Source organism: Tumebacillus lacus (assembly GCF_026410385.1).
Taxonomy (GTDB): domain Bacteria; phylum Bacillota; class Bacilli; order Tumebacillales; family Tumebacillaceae; genus Tumebacillus; species Tumebacillus lacus.
Map to the genome: position 1 here is coordinate 187,985 of NZ_JAPMLT010000005.1, position 14,662 is coordinate 202,646.

The 14,662-nt window shown below is 56.7% G+C and carries 15 protein-coding genes; 12 read left to right on the top strand and 3 right to left on the bottom strand.

Annotated features, from left to right (window positions below; translation table 11 throughout):
• Nucleotides 1-42 precede the first annotated feature (42 nt).
• The 12 genes from icd (at nucleotide 43) to OS242_RS12005 (ending at nucleotide 12,737) form a co-directional block, all read left to right on the top strand.
• A complete protein-coding gene (gene icd, locus OS242_RS11950; protein ID WP_267151927.1) occupies nucleotides 43-1,335 on the top strand; it encodes an NADP-dependent isocitrate dehydrogenase in 1,293 nt (430 codons plus the stop codon).
• A 40-nt stretch (nucleotides 1,336-1,375) separates the two neighbouring features.
• Nucleotides 1,376-2,314: a malate dehydrogenase gene (gene mdh / locus OS242_RS11955; protein WP_267151928.1), complete on the top strand. Its 939-nt coding sequence runs from the start codon at nucleotides 1,376-1,378 to the stop codon at nucleotides 2,312-2,314.
• A 669-nt stretch (nucleotides 2,315-2,983) separates the two neighbouring features.
• Nucleotides 2,984-3,913 carry an ABC transporter permease gene (locus tag OS242_RS11960; RefSeq protein WP_267151929.1) on the top strand — a complete coding sequence of 310 codons (930 nt, stop codon included), beginning with the start codon at nucleotides 2,984-2,986 and terminating at the stop codon, nucleotides 3,911-3,913.
• A gap of 2 nt (nucleotides 3,914-3,915) precedes the next feature.
• Nucleotides 3,916-4,830, top strand: coding sequence for an ABC transporter permease (locus tag OS242_RS11965; protein WP_267151930.1), 915 nt, complete (start codon nucleotides 3,916-3,918; stop codon nucleotides 4,828-4,830).
• 12 nt (nucleotides 4,831-4,842) lie between these two features.
• Nucleotides 4,843-5,871, top strand: coding sequence for an ABC transporter ATP-binding protein (locus tag OS242_RS11970; RefSeq protein ID WP_267151931.1), 1,029 nt, complete (start codon nucleotides 4,843-4,845; stop codon nucleotides 5,869-5,871).
• Nucleotides 5,864-6,826, top strand: coding sequence for an ABC transporter ATP-binding protein (locus OS242_RS11975; protein WP_267151932.1), 963 nt, complete (start codon nucleotides 5,864-5,866; stop codon nucleotides 6,824-6,826). Before OS242_RS11970 ends, OS242_RS11975 begins: the two co-directional genes overlap by 8 nt.
• Nucleotides 6,827-6,941: 115 nt before the next feature.
• Nucleotides 6,942-9,626: a DNA polymerase I gene (polA, locus tag OS242_RS11980; RefSeq protein ID WP_267151933.1), complete on the top strand. Its 2,685-nt coding sequence runs from the start codon at nucleotides 6,942-6,944 to the stop codon at nucleotides 9,624-9,626.
• 30 nt (nucleotides 9,627-9,656) lie between these two features.
• Complete coding sequence (gene mutM, locus OS242_RS11985; protein ID WP_267151934.1) at nucleotides 9,657-10,496, top strand: DNA-formamidopyrimidine glycosylase; 840 nt, start codon at nucleotides 9,657-9,659, stop codon at nucleotides 10,494-10,496.
• A gap of 87 nt (nucleotides 10,497-10,583) precedes the next feature.
• Nucleotides 10,584-11,255, top strand: a complete 672-nt coding sequence (gene ytaF, locus OS242_RS11990; protein ID WP_267151935.1) for a sporulation membrane protein YtaF — start codon at nucleotides 10,584-10,586, stop codon at nucleotides 11,253-11,255.
• Nucleotides 11,256-11,267: 12 nt separating this feature from the next.
• A complete protein-coding gene (gene coaE, locus OS242_RS11995) occupies nucleotides 11,268-11,885 on the top strand; it encodes a dephospho-CoA kinase (RefSeq protein ID WP_267151936.1) in 618 nt (205 codons plus the stop codon).
• Nucleotides 11,882-12,472, top strand: a complete 591-nt coding sequence (locus OS242_RS12000) for a lytic transglycosylase domain-containing protein (protein WP_267151937.1) — start codon at nucleotides 11,882-11,884, stop codon at nucleotides 12,470-12,472. The genes coaE and OS242_RS12000 overlap by 4 nt, the downstream gene beginning before the upstream one ends.
• A gap of 58 nt (nucleotides 12,473-12,530) precedes the next feature.
• Nucleotides 12,531-12,737, top strand: a complete 207-nt coding sequence (locus OS242_RS12005; protein ID WP_267151938.1) for a hypothetical protein — start codon at nucleotides 12,531-12,533, stop codon at nucleotides 12,735-12,737.
• Nucleotides 12,738-12,846: 109 nt separating this feature from the next.
• Here OS242_RS12005 and hpt read toward each other — a convergent pair whose 3' ends face one another.
• The 3 genes from hpt to sda all read right to left on the bottom strand — a co-directional run bounded on the left by hpt (nucleotide 12,847) and on the right by sda (nucleotide 14,576).
• Nucleotides 12,847-13,380 carry a hypoxanthine phosphoribosyltransferase gene (gene hpt, locus OS242_RS12010; RefSeq protein WP_267151939.1) on the bottom strand — a complete coding sequence of 178 codons (534 nt, stop codon included), beginning with the start codon at nucleotides 13,378-13,380 and terminating at the stop codon, nucleotides 12,847-12,849.
• Nucleotides 13,381-13,558: 178 nt separating this feature from the next.
• On the bottom strand, nucleotides 13,559-14,284 hold the full coding sequence (locus tag OS242_RS12015; RefSeq protein WP_323372941.1) for an ADP-heptose synthase: 726 nt from the start codon (nucleotides 14,282-14,284) through the stop codon (nucleotides 13,559-13,561).
• Nucleotides 14,285-14,435: 151 nt separating this feature from the next.
• The gene (gene sda, locus OS242_RS12020) at nucleotides 14,436-14,576 is read right to left on the bottom strand and encodes a sporulation histidine kinase inhibitor Sda (RefSeq protein WP_267151940.1); all 141 of its coding nucleotides are present in this window, start codon (nucleotides 14,574-14,576) and stop codon (nucleotides 14,436-14,438) included.
• Between the last annotated feature and the right edge of the window lie 86 nt (nucleotides 14,577-14,662).

The window sequence follows — 14,662 nt, forward strand, 5'->3', positions numbered from 1 at the left end:
CCCACTCATATATCTGTACATACACAGAGGAGGTCATGATTCATGTTTGAGAAGTACACTGCACCTACCGCCGGTGAAAAGATCACCATCGGTGAAAACAGCCAACTGAACGTCCCGAACAACCCGATCATTCCGTTCATCGAAGGTGACGGCATCGGTCCGGACATCTGGAACGCATCCGTTCGCGTCATCGACGCAGCTGTTGAGAAAGCTTACAACGGCGAGAAGAAAATCGAATGGTTCGAAGTGCTGGCAGGCGAAAAGGCGTTTAACCAGACGGGCGAATGGCTCCCGGCTGACACCTTGACCGCATTCCGCGAGTATCTCGTCGGCATCAAAGGCCCGCTGACCACTCCGGTCGGCGGCGGCATCCGTTCCCTGAACGTTGCCCTGCGTCAAGAGCTCGACCTGTTCGCATGCGTGCGCCCGGTGCGCTACTTCAACGGCGTTCCGTCCCCGGTCAAACACCCGGAGCTGGTCGACATGGTCATCTTCCGCGAAAACTCGGAAGACATCTATGCGGGCATCGAGTACGCAGAAGGCACCGACGAAGTGAAAAAGCTGATCTCCTTCCTGCGTGAAGAGCTGGGCGCGAAAAAGATCCGCTTCCCGGAAACCTCCGGCATCGGCATCAAGCCGGTCTCCAAAGAAGGCACCGAGCGTCTCGTTCGCTCCGCGATCGAATACGCGATCAAACAAAACCGCAAGTCGCTCACCTTGGTGCACAAAGGCAACATCATGAAGTTCACCGAAGGCGCCTTCAAAACTTGGGGTTATGAATTGGCCGAGCGTGAATATGGTGATAAAGTGTTCACTTGGGCACAATATGACCGCATCAAAGACGCAGAAGGCACTGACGCGGCGAACAAAGCTCAATCCTCCGCGGAAGCAGCGGGCAAGCTGATCGTCAAAGACGTCATCGCCGACGCATTCCTGCAACAGATCCTCACCCGTCCGGCTGAGTACGACGTCATCGCGACCCTCAACCTGAACGGCGACTATATCTCCGACGCACTGGCTGCACAAGTCGGCGGCATCGGCATTGCGCCGGGCGCAAACATCAACTACGTGACCGGTCACGCGGTCTTCGAAGCAACGCACGGCACCGCTCCGAAGTACGCGGGTCTCGACAAAGTCAACCCGGGCTCGGTCATCCTGTCGGCTGTCATGATGCTCGAATTCCTGGGCTGGCAAGAAGCGGCTGACTCCATCGTCAAGTCTCTGGAAAAGACCATCGACCAAAAGACGGTCACCTATGACTTCGCACGCATGATGGAAGGCGCAAACGAAGTGAAAACGTCCGTATTTGCAGACGCTCTGATCAAGAACCTGTAAGTCTGACAGATCACGAATCAGCGAATTGGAGGAGAACGCCATGACCTTGAAGCGAAACAAAATCACCGTTGTAGGTGCTGGTTTCACAGGCGCGACCACTGCTCTGTTCCTCGCTCAAAAAGAGCTGGGCGACATCGTCCTGCTCGACATCCCGCAATTGGAGAACCCGACCAAGGGCAAAGCGCTCGACATGTTCGAAGCAACCCCGGTTCTCGGCGTGGACGCGAACATCATCGGTACCGCAAACTATGAGGACACTGCCGACTCCGACATCGTCATCATCACGGCCGGCATCGCCCGCAAACCGGGCATGAGCCGCGACGACCTTGTCAACACCAACGCGGGTATCGTCAAATCTGTCACAGAACAGATCGTCAAATACTCCCCGAACACGATCCTGATCATCCTGTCCAACCCGGTCGATGCGATGACCTACGTCGCGTACAAAGCGTCTGGCTTCCCGCGCAACCGTGTGATCGGTCAATCAGGCGTGCTCGACACCGCTCGCTTCCGTTCCTTCATCGCAATGGAACTGGGCGTCTCTGTGGAGGATATCCAGGGCTTCGTGCTGGGCGGCCACGGCGACGACATGGTTCCGCTCGTTCGCTATTCCTATGCGGGCGGTATCCCGTTGGAGAAACTCATCCCGGCAGAGCGCCTGGCTGAGATCGTTCAACGTGCCCGCGTAGGCGGCGGCGAGATCGTTCAACTGCTCGGCAACGGCTCGGCGTACTACGCACCTGCTGCGTCGCTGGTGCAGATGACCGAAGCGATTCTCAAGGATAAGAAGCGCATCCTCCCGTCGATTGCACTCCTCGAGGGAGAGTATGGCTACAACGACCTGTTCATGGGCGTTCCGACCCTTCTGGGCAAGAACGGCATCGAAAAAGTATTCGAACTGGAACTCACCGCAGAAGAGAAAGCAGCTCTCGACAAGTCTGCCGAATCGGTTCGCAACGTGATTGCAGTCGTTTCCTAATCGAATTTTCAAAAAAGAGACCCCGGAGTGTAACGTCCGGGGTCTCTTTGTGTCTAATGACATGAAACGACCGATTTTGTGGGGGTTACAATTCGACTAAAAACTTCGAAATCGTGTAGAATACTGTAGAATGATGTCGTTTGAGTCTGGAAATATTCTAGTATTGTGACGAATATAGTCATAAATTACTCGCAAGACCTACACGTTTGTGTTATTGTATTTCTTGTGGCTGCTTGTATTGTGACTATTCCGTGGAAATAGAGGGGCATATTCGCTCGTTTCTCACCGTAATTTATCTGTGGACGAGTGTCCCGTCGTGGACTATAATTTTCGTGAATAGTCAGTAATTTTATCTCGGGTATTAGGCTGGAGCCTTACCATACAACTACTTTTAACATCTTCAGGTGACTACTCCATGATGAGGGGGGCTGCGGGGGCGAAGGAAATGCAGAAGCGTTGTACGAAACCGCTTCCATCATTTTCGCAAGGGAACAAAAAGGGCATGGATTTCAGAGGGCCGGTGGCAGAACAGGGACGCTTGCAGTGGTGGGCACCGCAGTCGATTCCCATTAAAAATCACTGGCGAAAGCAGAGAAAAAAAAGTAGACTAATGGCTGTATCTTCAATCACTCGTAAAAAACAAAAACTACTCTTTTGGGAGGTGTGGTTGTGCTTCGTTTTATCCTCCGTCGTTTCGCTTATGGACTGATCACCCTCTGGGTCATCGTCTCGCTGACCTTCATCTTGATGCATAACCTTCCGGGCGATCCGTTTGCCAACTCGGAAAAATTGACGCCGGAAGCTCGCGCAATCCTGATGAAAACTTACGGTCTGGACCAGCCGATCTGGATCCAGTACGGTGCATATGTCAAGAAGGTCTTCTCTCTGGACCTTGGGGTTTCGTTCTACTATCCGACAAGATCGGTTAACGAGATCATCGCGGGCACGTTCCCGACTTCTGCACAACTCGGTCTGTTTGCGATTACGATTGCTGTAATCGTCGGTCTCACTCTCGGTATCATCGCTGCGTTGAACCACAACAAATCGTGGGACTACTTCGCAATGTTCACAGCGATTGTCGGTGTCTCGGTGCCGGCCTTCGTTATCGGTCCGCTGCTGTCCTACTATGTAGGTGTTAAGCTCGGCATCCTGCCGCCGGCACTGTGGAAAGGTCCGGAGTACTGGGTACTGCCGACCATCACCCTGTCGTTCACGACGCTGGCTACCATGGCTCGTATGATGCGTACGTCCATGCTGGACGTCATCAACCAGGACTACATCAAGACTGCAAAATCCAAAGGTCTGTCCCAGATTACGATCGTCTTCAAACATACGATCCGTAACGCGATCATGCCGATCATCACGATCCTTGGCCCGCTGACCGTCAACATCATCACCGGTACTCTCGTCGTCGAGCAGATCTTCGCAGTTCCGGGCATGGGCAAACACTTTGTCCAGTCCATCTCGACCAACGACTACACGATGATCATGGGTCTGACGATCTTCTACTCGGCGCTTCTGATCCTGGCGATCATCATCACGGACATCCTGTACGGGATCGTTGACCCGCGCATCCGTCTGTCGAAAGGTGGGAAGTAACGATGCAAACTGTAGCACAAGAAAAGTTCAAACCGATCTCCAAAGATCAAAACGCAGAACGCGTCGTTCGCCCATCGATGAGCTATTGGGCAGACGCTTGGCGCCGCCTGAAAAAGAACAAACTCGCAATGGTCGGTTTGATCGTTCTCGTCGTTCTGACGATTCTGGCGATCATCGGTCCGTTCGTTCAACCATATTCGTATCAAGAGCAAGATCTTGTTGCGCGTAACCAAGCTCCGAACGCACAACACTGGTTCGGCACCGACGACTTCGGTCGTGACCAATGGGTCCGCATCTGGTGGGGGACTCGTATCTCCCTGTTCATCGGGATCACGGCAGCCGTCCTCGACTTTACCATCGGGGTTCTGTACGGCGGGATCTCCGCTTACTTCGGCGGCCGCGTCGATGACATCATGCAACGCTTCATTGAGATTATCTACGGCATTCCGTACCTGATTTTGATCATTCTGTTGATCATGGTCATAGGACCGGGCGTCTTCACGATTATCTTGGCACTGGCAACAACAGGCTGGGTGGGCATGGCGCGACTGGTTCGCGGTCAGATCCTCTCGCTGAAAGAACAAGAGTACGTTCTGGCAGCCCGCACCCTCGGTGCATCCCCGGCGCGCATCATCCTGCGCCACCTGATCCCGAACGCACTGGGCGTCATCATCGTCAACGCGACGTTCACCGTTCCGGGTGCTATCTTCGCCGAGGCCTTCCTGTCCTTCATCGGTCTTGGCATCAAGGTTCCGCTCGCGTCGCTCGGTTCCTTGCTCAACGACGGCGTCGGCTCCATGCGCAACTTCCCGTGGCGCCTGATCTTCCCGTCGATGGTCTTCTCGCTGATCATGCTGTCCTTCAACTTGCTTGGCGACGGCCTGCGCGACGCGCTCGACCCGCGACTTCGTAAATAAGGAGGTATCGCCATGAACAACATTCTCGAAGTAAAAGACCTAAAAGTGTCGTTCCACACCTACGCTGGTGAAATTCAAGCGGTGCGCGGCGTTACCTTCAACCTGAAAAAAGGTGAAGCGCTGGCGATCGTTGGTGAATCCGGTTGCGGCAAATCCGTAACTTCTCAAGCGATCATGCGTTTGATCGCAACCCCGCCGGGTGAGATCAAATCGGGTTCCTCGATCCTCTTCGACGGTAAAACCGACATCGTAAAACTGACCGATAAAGAAATGGAATCCGTTCGCGGTTCCGAGATGGGCATGATCTTCCAAGACCCGATGACCTCGCTCAACCCGACCATGAAGGTCGGCGCGCAGATCACCGAAGGTCTGATCAAGCACCAAGGTCTGTCCAAGCAAGCTGCGCGTGAACGCGCGATCGAAATGCTTCGTCTGGTCGGCATGCCGAACCCGGAAGCACGCATCGACCAATATCCGCACCAATTCTCCGGCGGTATGCGTCAACGCGTCATGATCGCCATCGCGCTGGCGTGCAACCCGAAACTTCTCATCGCCGATGAGCCGACCACCGCTCTCGACGTGACGATCCAAGCTCAGATCATCGACCTGATGCGCGATCTGCAAGAGAAGACCGGCGCTTCCATCATCATCATCACCCATGACCTCGGCGTCGTAGCCGACATCGCACAGCGCGTTGTCGTTATGTATGCAGGCAAAGTCGTCGAACAAGGTTCTGTTGATGATATTTTCTACAATCCGCAACATCCGTATACCTGGGGTCTGCTGCGCTCTGTTCCGCGTCTCGACAACGACGAGAAAGAGCCGCTGGTTCCGATCGAAGGTACCCCGCCGGATCTGTTTGCACCGCCGAAGGGCTGCGCGTTCGCTGCTCGCTGCCCGTACGCGATGGAGATCTGCCTCGAATCCGATCCGGAAATCGAGAACGTCTCCGCAGGTCACAGCGCTGCTTGCTGGCTTCTCCACCCGAACGCTCCGAAAGTTGAACGTCCAGTAGAAGTGGGGGGGCATCACAATGGCTAACACCGATAACATTCTCGAGGTCAAAAACCTCAAGAAATACTTCGATATGGGCCGTGGCAGTGTTCTGAAGGCAGTCGACAACGTCTCCTTCTCGATCAAGCGCGGCGAAACGTTCGGTCTGGTCGGCGAGTCCGGTTGCGGCAAGTCCACCACCGGTCGTACGATCATCCGTCTCTACGGCGCGACCGAAGGTCAAGTCCTGTTCAACGGTCAAGACGTCCACAAAATGGGCGGCCGCGACCTGCGTTCGTTCAACCGTAAAATGCAGATGATCTTCCAAGACCCGTACGCATCGCTCAACCCGCGTATGACCGTCGGCGACATCATCGGCGAAGGCATCGACATCCACAAGCTGATGGCAGGCCGTCAACGCCAAGAGCGCATCTACTCCTTGCTGGAAACTGTCGGTCTGAACTCCGAGCACGCTTCCCGCTTCCCGCACGAATTCTCGGGCGGTCAGCGTCAGCGTATCGGCATCGCGCGCGCTCTGGCTATCGAGCCGGAGTTCATCATCGCGGACGAACCGATCTCCGCACTGGACGTATCGATCCAAGCGCAGGTCGTCAACCTGATGAAGGAACTGCAAGAAGAGCGCGGCCTGACCTACCTGTTCATCGCCCATGACTTGGCGATGGTCAAGCACATCTCCGACCGCATCGGCGTCATGTACCTGGGCTCGCTGGTTGAGGTGGCAGAAGGCAACGAACTGTATCGCAAGCCGTTGCATCCGTATACCCAAGCGCTGCTCTCGGCGATCCCGATCCCGGACCCGGAGATCGAACGCACCCGCGAGCGCATCATCCTCGAAGGCGACGTTCCGTCCCCGATCAACCCGCCATCCGGTTGCCGTTTCCGCACCCGTTGCCCGAAGGCAATGCCGGAATGCGCGCAGATCGTACCGGAGCTCAAAGAAGTCGAGCCGAACCATCACGTGGCTTGCCTGCTTTACTCCTAATACCGTTTCAAATGACAAGTGCCATCCGAAACCTTTCGGGTGGCACTTTTTCTATGCTACAATAGAACGCAGCAGTACAATTGAACGCAGGACAAACCCCTAAGAGGTGGATAGATTGAGCGAACAAAAGAAACTGGTTCTCATCGACGGGAACTCCATTACATACCGGGCCTTTTTTGCACTGCCGCCGCTGTCGAACAGCAAAGGGCAGTATACGAACGCTGCGTTTGGCTTTACGACGATGCTGTTGCGTCTGTTGCAGGACGAGTCGCCGACGCACCTGATGGTCGCCTTTGACAAAGGCAAGGCGAACTTCCGGCATGACAAATATGCCGAATACAAAGGGACGCGGGAGAAGACGCCGGGCGAACTGCGCGAACAGTTTCCCATCGTGCGCGAGATCCTCGATGCGTTTGGCATTCCTTACATTGAAAAAGAGGGGTATGAGGCGGACGACATCATCGGCACGCTGACCAAGCAGGCGGAGGAAGCGGGCTACGAGTCGCTGGTCGTCACCGGCGACAAGGACTTGCTCCAACTCGTCTCGGACCGCGTGACGACGATGCTGACTCGCAAAGGGATCAGTGAGACGGAGAAGTATGACATCGAGCAGGTCAAGGAGCGCTACGGCCTGACACCGCTTCAGATCATCGACCTGAAAGGTCTGATGGGCGATACATCCGACAACATCCCCGGCATCCCGGGCGTCGGCGAAAAGACGGCGTTAAAACTGCTCGCTCAGTATCCGAGCGTCGAAGAAGTATTGGCGCACGCCGATGAAGCACCGGGCAAGAAACTGCAAGAAAAATTGCGGGAACATGCGGACTCCGCTCGGCTGTCCAAAGAATTGGCCACGATCCTGCGCGAAGTGCCGCTGGAAGATGTCGATTTCAACGCGTTTGCGTTCGACGGCTATGATGCGGGCAAAGTGCGCGAAGTCTTTAAGGCGTTGGAGTTCAAATCGCTGATGGATCGACTGCCAGCAGGCGGCGAAAACGCAGCGGAGGACGAGCCTGCTGTGGAAGCGGTTCCGCTCGTGGAAACGGTCGTCGTGTCGGTCGATGATCTGAATGATGTGATGACACAGCTCCCGGAGACGGTCGGCTTTTGGCTCGATCTCGAAGGCAACTACCAGGTCGGGCATCTGGTCGGCATCGCATGGGCGACCCCGGAGCAGGCGTGGTATCTGCCGCTCGCCGCAGCGGAAGGCGAACGCCCGGTGTTGCCGAACGAACTGGTCGGCCTGTTCCAAGACAAAGAGCGCCTGAAAGTGTTTTACGATGTCAAAGCGGCAGACGTCGCGCTGCAAAGCCAGTTGGTCGCCATCGACCATCACTGCTTCTGCACGCTGCTCGGCTCCTATCTGCTCAATCCGTCTGACGGCGCGCCGGATCTCTACGATGTGATCAAACGCCACGTCGGTTGGACGGTCCAGCCGCTGCCAAAAGGCACGGCGAAAAAGGCGGTCGAGATCTCCGCAGAGGAGCGCGCCCGCCATGCCGGGTCCATCGCGGCGGCCAACGCGCGGATGCAGGCGATGCTGGCGGGGGCGCTGGACGCTCAGGATCTCCTGCCGCTCTACCAAGACCTTGAACTGCCGCTCTCCTTCGTACTGGCCGACATGGAGGTCGCAGGCGTGCGCATCGACACCGAGGAGTTGCGCGGCATTGGCGCTGACCTGCGCCTGCGTATCGACGACCTGCAAAAGGAGATCTACGAGCTGGCAGGGCTTGAGTTCAACTTGAACTCACCGAAACAGCTCGGCGAGGTGCTGTTTGAAAAACTCGGTCTTCCGGCTTCGAAGAAGACCAAGACCGGATACTCGACGGCGGCCGACGTGTTGGAGAAACTGGCGCCGCACGCGCCGGTCGTGCAGAAGATCCTCGACTACCGCCACCTCGGCAAATTGCTCTCGACCTATGTCGAAGGTCTGCTGCACGCAGCCCGCGAGTATGAGCAGGGCGGCTACCGCGTCCACACGCAGTTTAACCAAGCGCTGACTGCGACCGGACGCCTGTCCAGCACCGAGCCGAACCTGCAAAACATCCCGATCCGCACGGAGGAAGGCCGCCGATTGCGCCACGTCTTCGTGCCGACCGATCCGCAATGGAAGATCCTCGCCGCCGACTACTCGCAGATCGAGTTGCGCATTTTGGCGCACATCTCGGCGGATGAAAATATGATCGACGCGTTTGTCAACGACATGGACATCCACACTCGCACGGCAGCCGACGTCTTTGAAGTCGAGCCGGATGCGGTCGACTCCAACATGCGCCGTGCGGCCAAAGCGGTCAACTTTGGCATCGTGTACGGCATCAGCGACTTTGGTCTGTCGCAAAACTTGAACATTCCGCGCAAACAGGCGGCCGAGTTTATCGAGAATTATTTCGCCAAATTTTCCGGCGTCCAGAACTGGATGAAGGAAATCGTCGAACAGGCGCGTCGCGATGAGTTTGTCACGACGTTGCTGGGCCGCCGTCGCTATCTGCCGGACATCAAAGCGTCCAATTTCAACATCCGCTCCTTTGCGGAACGCACCGCGATGAACACGCCGATCCAAGGGACGGCTGCCGATATCATCAAAAAGGCGATGGTCAACGTCGCAGCGGCGTTGAGCCGAGAAAACCTGCGTGCCCGGATGCTGCTGCAAGTGCATGACGAACTGATCTTTGAGTGCCCGCCCGATGAGATCGAGCGACTGCAAGAACTGGTGCGCCGTGAGATGGAGAGCGTCGTCGTGCTCAGCGTGCCGCTCAAGGCGGACATCAACGTCGGCGATACGTGGTACGAAGCAAAATAACGAACAACAGACAGAGAGGATGACCCCTTGATGCCGGAATTGCCGGAGGTTGAAACGGTTCGACGAGGGCTGGCCGCGCTGGTGATCGGCAAGACGATCTCCCGCGTGACCGTCACGCTCGGCCGGATCATCCGCACGCCCGATGATGTCGAACAGTTTAAGCTGATGCTCGAAGGGCTGATCCTCGACGAAGTCAGCCGCAGAGGGAAATACCTGTTGCTGGGCGTCGGCCCCTACACGCTGGTCTCGCACCTGCGCATGGAAGGGCGCTACGGGCTGTATCGGGCGGAGGACCCGGTGGAGAAGCACACGCACGTGATCTTTCATTTCACCGACGGCACCGAACTGCGCTACAAGGACGTGCGTCAATTCGGGACGATGGACTTGGTGCCGCGGGGTGACTTTTCCTCGTTGCCGGGTCTTCAGTCGCTCGGGCCGGAGCCGCTCGACGAGTCGTTCACTTCCGAGGTGTTCGCCGGGCAGGTGCGCAAACGGCGGAGCGGCAAAATGAAAGTTTTGCTCCTCGATCAGACATTTGTCGCGGGGCTTGGCAATATTTATGTGGATGAGGTGCTGTTTCAATCGGGCGTCCACCCGGAGACAGCAGCGCCGCAACTCTCGGACGAGCAAGTGACTCGCATGCACGCGGCTATCGTCGATGTGCTGCGCCGTTCGGTGGAACTGGGCGGCTCGTCGATCAAGTCGTACGTCAACGGCTACGGCCAAGAGGGCGGCATGCAGCATCAACTGCGCGTCTACGGCATGGAGCGCACGCCCTGTCCGCAATGCGGCGTCGAGATCGTCAAAACGCGCGTCGCCGGTCGCGGGACGCATTTCTGTCCGGTCTGCCAACCGGAGCCAAAAGCCTGACCGAAGTCCTGACTCATCGTCTGGAAAACACTCTTTCCCTGCCCAGCGCATATCGTGTAGGCAGATTGCAGGGAAGGAGGAGACAGCGTGTTACACTACATGTCTCTCTTCGTGCTGGCATTTGCCGTCTCGCTGGACGGCTTCGGAGTCGGGCTGACGTACGGCCTGCGCAAGATCCGCTTTCCGTGGTGGTCGTTGCTCGTCGTGACGTTTTGTTCGGCCTTGACGATCCTGCTGGCGATGCAGCTCGGGATGTTGCTGTCCGGCTACGTGTCGACGCAGCTCGCCAAGGACGTCGGAGCTGTCATCCTGATCGGGGTGGGCAGTTTTGCCATCTACAACGTGGTGACGCAAAAAGAAAAAGAGCCGGTCGAAGAACAGGCTGCATCCGGCACGGGCACAGACATCTATGCGGAGCAGACCGTGTTGCATCTGGAGTTGAAAAAGATCGGTCTTGTGATCCAGATATTAAAGACGCCATCCTCTGCTGACGTCGACCGCTCCGGCGACATCTCGTCAAAAGAGGCGATCCTGCTGGGATTTGCTCTTTCGATGGACGGTTTTGGCGCAGGGATCGGGGCGTCGCTGGTCGGATTTCACTCCATTCAGACGGCCTTGACGATTGCGCTGATGAATCTGTTGTTTATCTATACGGGAATGCGCGTCGGAACGCGGTATGCGGACTTGAAACTGTTTCGCAAATTGGCGTTTCTGCCGGGGATGATGTTGGTCCTGATCGGGATCAGCAAATTTTTCTAGAGGAGGAACGATATGATCGTAGGGCTGACCGGTTCGATCGCAACAGGGAAGAGTACAGTCTCGAAGATGCTGGCCGAGCACGGCGCGGTGATTATCGACGCCGACAAGATCGTTCGCCGCGTGCAAGAGCCGGGCCAGCCGGCTTGGCGCGGCATCGTCGAGCACTTCGGAGAGGGCGTGTTGCAGGAAGACGGCACGCTCGACCGGGCAAAGCTCGGCGATCTCGTGTTCCAAGACAGCACGAACAGACAGCGCCTGAATGAGATCGTGCATCCCATCGTCCGCGAAGAACGCGACCGGGAGACGGCACAGGCACGGGAGCGCGACAGCCAGGCGATCATCATCTGGGACATCCCGCTTTTGATCGAAACGGGGATCTACAAGGACGTCGACCGTGTGGTGGTCGTCTACGTGGATCAGGAGACGCAACTGTCGCGTCTTCTTTCGCGGGACGAGCTTTCGGAGGAGCAAGCCAAGGCACGAATCGATGCCCAGATGCCGATTGAGGAGAAAAAGGCATATGCCGATTATCTGATCGACAACCGAGGCACGCTGGAGGAGACGGCGGAGCAGGTGCGCCGGGTGTACGAGCAGTTGCGGGAACTCGCGGCGCAGGAGCGGACCGAGTGATCTGGCCGCGCATTTCGTGGGCGCTGACTCCGCAGGCCAAGCGCAAGATCGGCTTTCTGCTCAGCCTCCTGCTGATCGTCGTCGTCATGGTGAGTTCGAATTGGTTTTGGCGGCTGTTGTACCCGATTCATCACGAAGCGTTGATCCGCGAGGCGGCGACGGTCAACGGGCTTGATCCGCTGTTGATCGCAGCGCTGATCCGCGTCGAGAGCAAATTTCAGGCGGAAAATGTGTCGCGTGTCGGAGCGGTGGGCCTGATGCAGTTGATGCCCGATACGGCCGAATGGGTCGGGCAGCAGAGCGGGCTGCCGTACGGCGGCGTGCAAGAGCTGGCCGTGCCGGAGACGAACATCCGGCTCGGGGCGTGGTATCTGGCCAACCTCTACCAGCAGTTTGACGGCAATGAGACGGCTGTGATCGCCGCCTACAATGCCGGGCCGGGGCGGGTGAAGGGCTGGATTCGCGATGGCAAATGGGACGGGCAGTTTGCGACGGCCGACCGCATCCCGGTGGGGGAGACGCGCCATTATGTGCAGCGCGTGTTCTACAACTACGAGAAGTACAAGGATATTTATCCCGACTATTGATCGGATACATAGCACCCCTCTGCCGGGCGGACACTACGCCGTAAAGGAGGGGATGGCGATGAGCAGGAACAACAAGCGGGACGACAATCTCAATCCCTTGACCCACAACGACATGAAAAACCATATGCTGTCCGGAGACGAGATCAACGTCACCACCCGCGGCGATCAAGAGGACTACGAGATCGACCGCATACCGGGCGACTCCGGCGGTCTCAAGGACTCCCTGGTCGACCTGCCGACCGGCAAGCACAAGATCCAAGAATAACCCACAAAAAGACCTCCGCTGTCCAAGGCGGGGGTCTTTTTGCCGATGACAAGGGGCACGCAAAAAAAAGCCCTCGCGGCATCGCGAGGGCTTTGCCGGCTCGCCTCGCCTACTCTTCGACCGTTTCGCGGACGAAGATGTACGGCAGGTTGCGGGCATAGTCGCCGAGGTTCAAGCCATAACCGGCGACGAACAGGTCTTCGATCGTGATGCCGGTGTAGTCGAGCGGCACGTCGACTTGACGGCGCGACGGTTTGTCGAGGAACGTGCAGGTCTTGAGCGACGCCGGACGTTTCTGCTGCAAGTGGTCGAGCACCCCGCGCATCGTGATCCCGGTGTCGAGGATGTCATCGACGACCAGCACGTCCTTGCCTTCGATCTCGGTGCGAATATCGTGGACGATCTCCACGCGTCCGGCCGATTCCTCGCCGTGCCCATAGCTCGACGTGGTCATGAAGTCCACGTTTACCTGCAAGTCGATCTCGCGCACCAGATCGGCTGCAAAGACAAAAGAGCCGCGAAGCAGCGAGACCACGACGATCTCCTTGCCTGCGTATTCTTCGGTGATCTGTTTGCCGAGCTCTGCGACCCGCGCTTGGATCTGTTCGCGGCTGAAGAGGATGCGGTCACGAGTTTTTGTCATTCTGATCTTCCTCCCATCTCCGACTGTTTCTAAGAATCGTTGGTATGTAAAAAGAATGTCTGTATTGTAACGTACCTGTCAAATCCAAGCAAGCTACCTCCAGTATGTGACGAAAACAATTTCTCTACACCAAAAAGACCTTTGCCGGCCGACACATGCCGCAAAGGTCTCTCTTCGGTCAAAACAACACCACCCACAGCGAAGCGACGAGCATCACCGCAAAAGCGCCGAAGATCCACGGCAACATCGGGTTGCCTGCGGTCGCTCTGTCCGGCCGCTGTGCAGCCTGTGTGCCGCTCGCTTCGGCGAGGGTCAGCACAGGGGCACTGCCCGCTCCTTCCTGCGCCTCATAGGCCGCCAGCGGCTCGCTGGAGGGGAGCAGGTCCTCGTCTTCATACTCTTCACCCATGGCCTCGGGTTCGTCGACGAGAAAGCCGAAATCGGCCACATCGACCACCGTCACCGGGATGCGGTGCTGAATGATGCGCTGTTGAAATTCAAGCTGATCGGTGATCAGGGGCGCGTTCAATTGCTTGGCGGTGAGGATCAACTCCGTCTCCACCGGGTCGAACGATTCGCCGTATTCGGCGTTGTCGAGCGCATAGACCACCGTGAACGTCACGCGATCGGAAAAAAGGATCGGGGAGCTCTTTTGCCAAGGCACCCGAAGCGACCGTTCGATCTTCTTCTTGACGAACGGTTGCTCAAAGAAGGAGATCACAGCTTCCAAGCTCTGCCGCACGTGTTCGTTTTGAGAAGGGTCGGTGACGATCTGCTCGCTGTCCCGCAAATCATACAGTTCTAAGATTGTCGAATGTGGCACATAGTATTCGACCGGCTCCGTCGGATATAAGAGTTCGCCGAAAATCGCAAAAAGCACAGGTTCAAGCACAAAACGTTGCATTTCGCTCCACTCCTTCGAAAAAAGCATATCGGAGGAAGCCGTCAGATGCAACATTTTTTACATGAAAAGTAAAAAATGAAAAGGACCTGTCCTCCGGTTGAACAGGTCCTTTTCGCACTTCTGGCAGTCCATATGCTGTTGGGACGGTAGGTTACGATGCGATCGTGACAGGGACTGCAAGACCTCGTGAATGGATCTCAAGAAACAGAAGTTCGATGAACTGCGTGTCTAACTTCTGCCGTACTGCATTGCGATAGGCTTCGAGCAGAAAATCGTCAGTGAGTAAGTGCATCCGATTCACCCCACAGTCAGTCTCGTACTCTACCAAATCCCGCGCGCGAGTTGGTGTTGGTATGACTATATCATGGAAAACAGAAC

What these genes read in the sequence shown, in the direction of transcription:
- OS242_RS11975 (WP_267151932.1), top strand. Translation starts at nt 5,864, where the DNA reads ATGGCTAACACCGATAACATTCTCGAGGTCAAAAACCTCAAGAAATAC.
- OS242_RS11970 (WP_267151931.1), top strand. Translation starts at nt 4,843, where the DNA reads ATGAACAACATTCTCGAAGTAAAAGACCTAAAAGTGTCGTTCCACACC.
- sda (WP_267151940.1), bottom strand. Translation starts at nt 14,576, where the DNA reads ATGCACTTACTCACTGACGATTTTCTGCTCGAAGCCTATCGCAATGCA.
- OS242_RS12005 (WP_267151938.1), top strand. Translation starts at nt 12,531, where the DNA reads ATGAGCAGGAACAACAAGCGGGACGACAATCTCAATCCCTTGACCCAC.
- mutM (WP_267151934.1), top strand. Translation starts at nt 9,657, where the DNA reads ATGCCGGAATTGCCGGAGGTTGAAACGGTTCGACGAGGGCTGGCCGCG.
- mdh (WP_267151928.1), top strand. Translation starts at nt 1,376, where the DNA reads ATGACCTTGAAGCGAAACAAAATCACCGTTGTAGGTGCTGGTTTCACA.
- icd (WP_267151927.1), top strand. Translation starts at nt 43, where the DNA reads ATGTTTGAGAAGTACACTGCACCTACCGCCGGTGAAAAGATCACCATC.
- OS242_RS12015 (WP_323372941.1), bottom strand. Translation starts at nt 14,284, where the DNA reads ATGCAACGTTTTGTGCTTGAACCTGTGCTTTTTGCGATTTTCGGCGAA.
- hpt (WP_267151939.1), bottom strand. Translation starts at nt 13,380, where the DNA reads ATGACAAAAACTCGTGACCGCATCCTCTTCAGCCGCGAACAGATCCAA.
- OS242_RS11965 (WP_267151930.1), top strand. Translation starts at nt 3,916, where the DNA reads ATGCAAACTGTAGCACAAGAAAAGTTCAAACCGATCTCCAAAGATCAA.
- coaE (WP_267151936.1), top strand. Translation starts at nt 11,268, where the DNA reads ATGATCGTAGGGCTGACCGGTTCGATCGCAACAGGGAAGAGTACAGTC.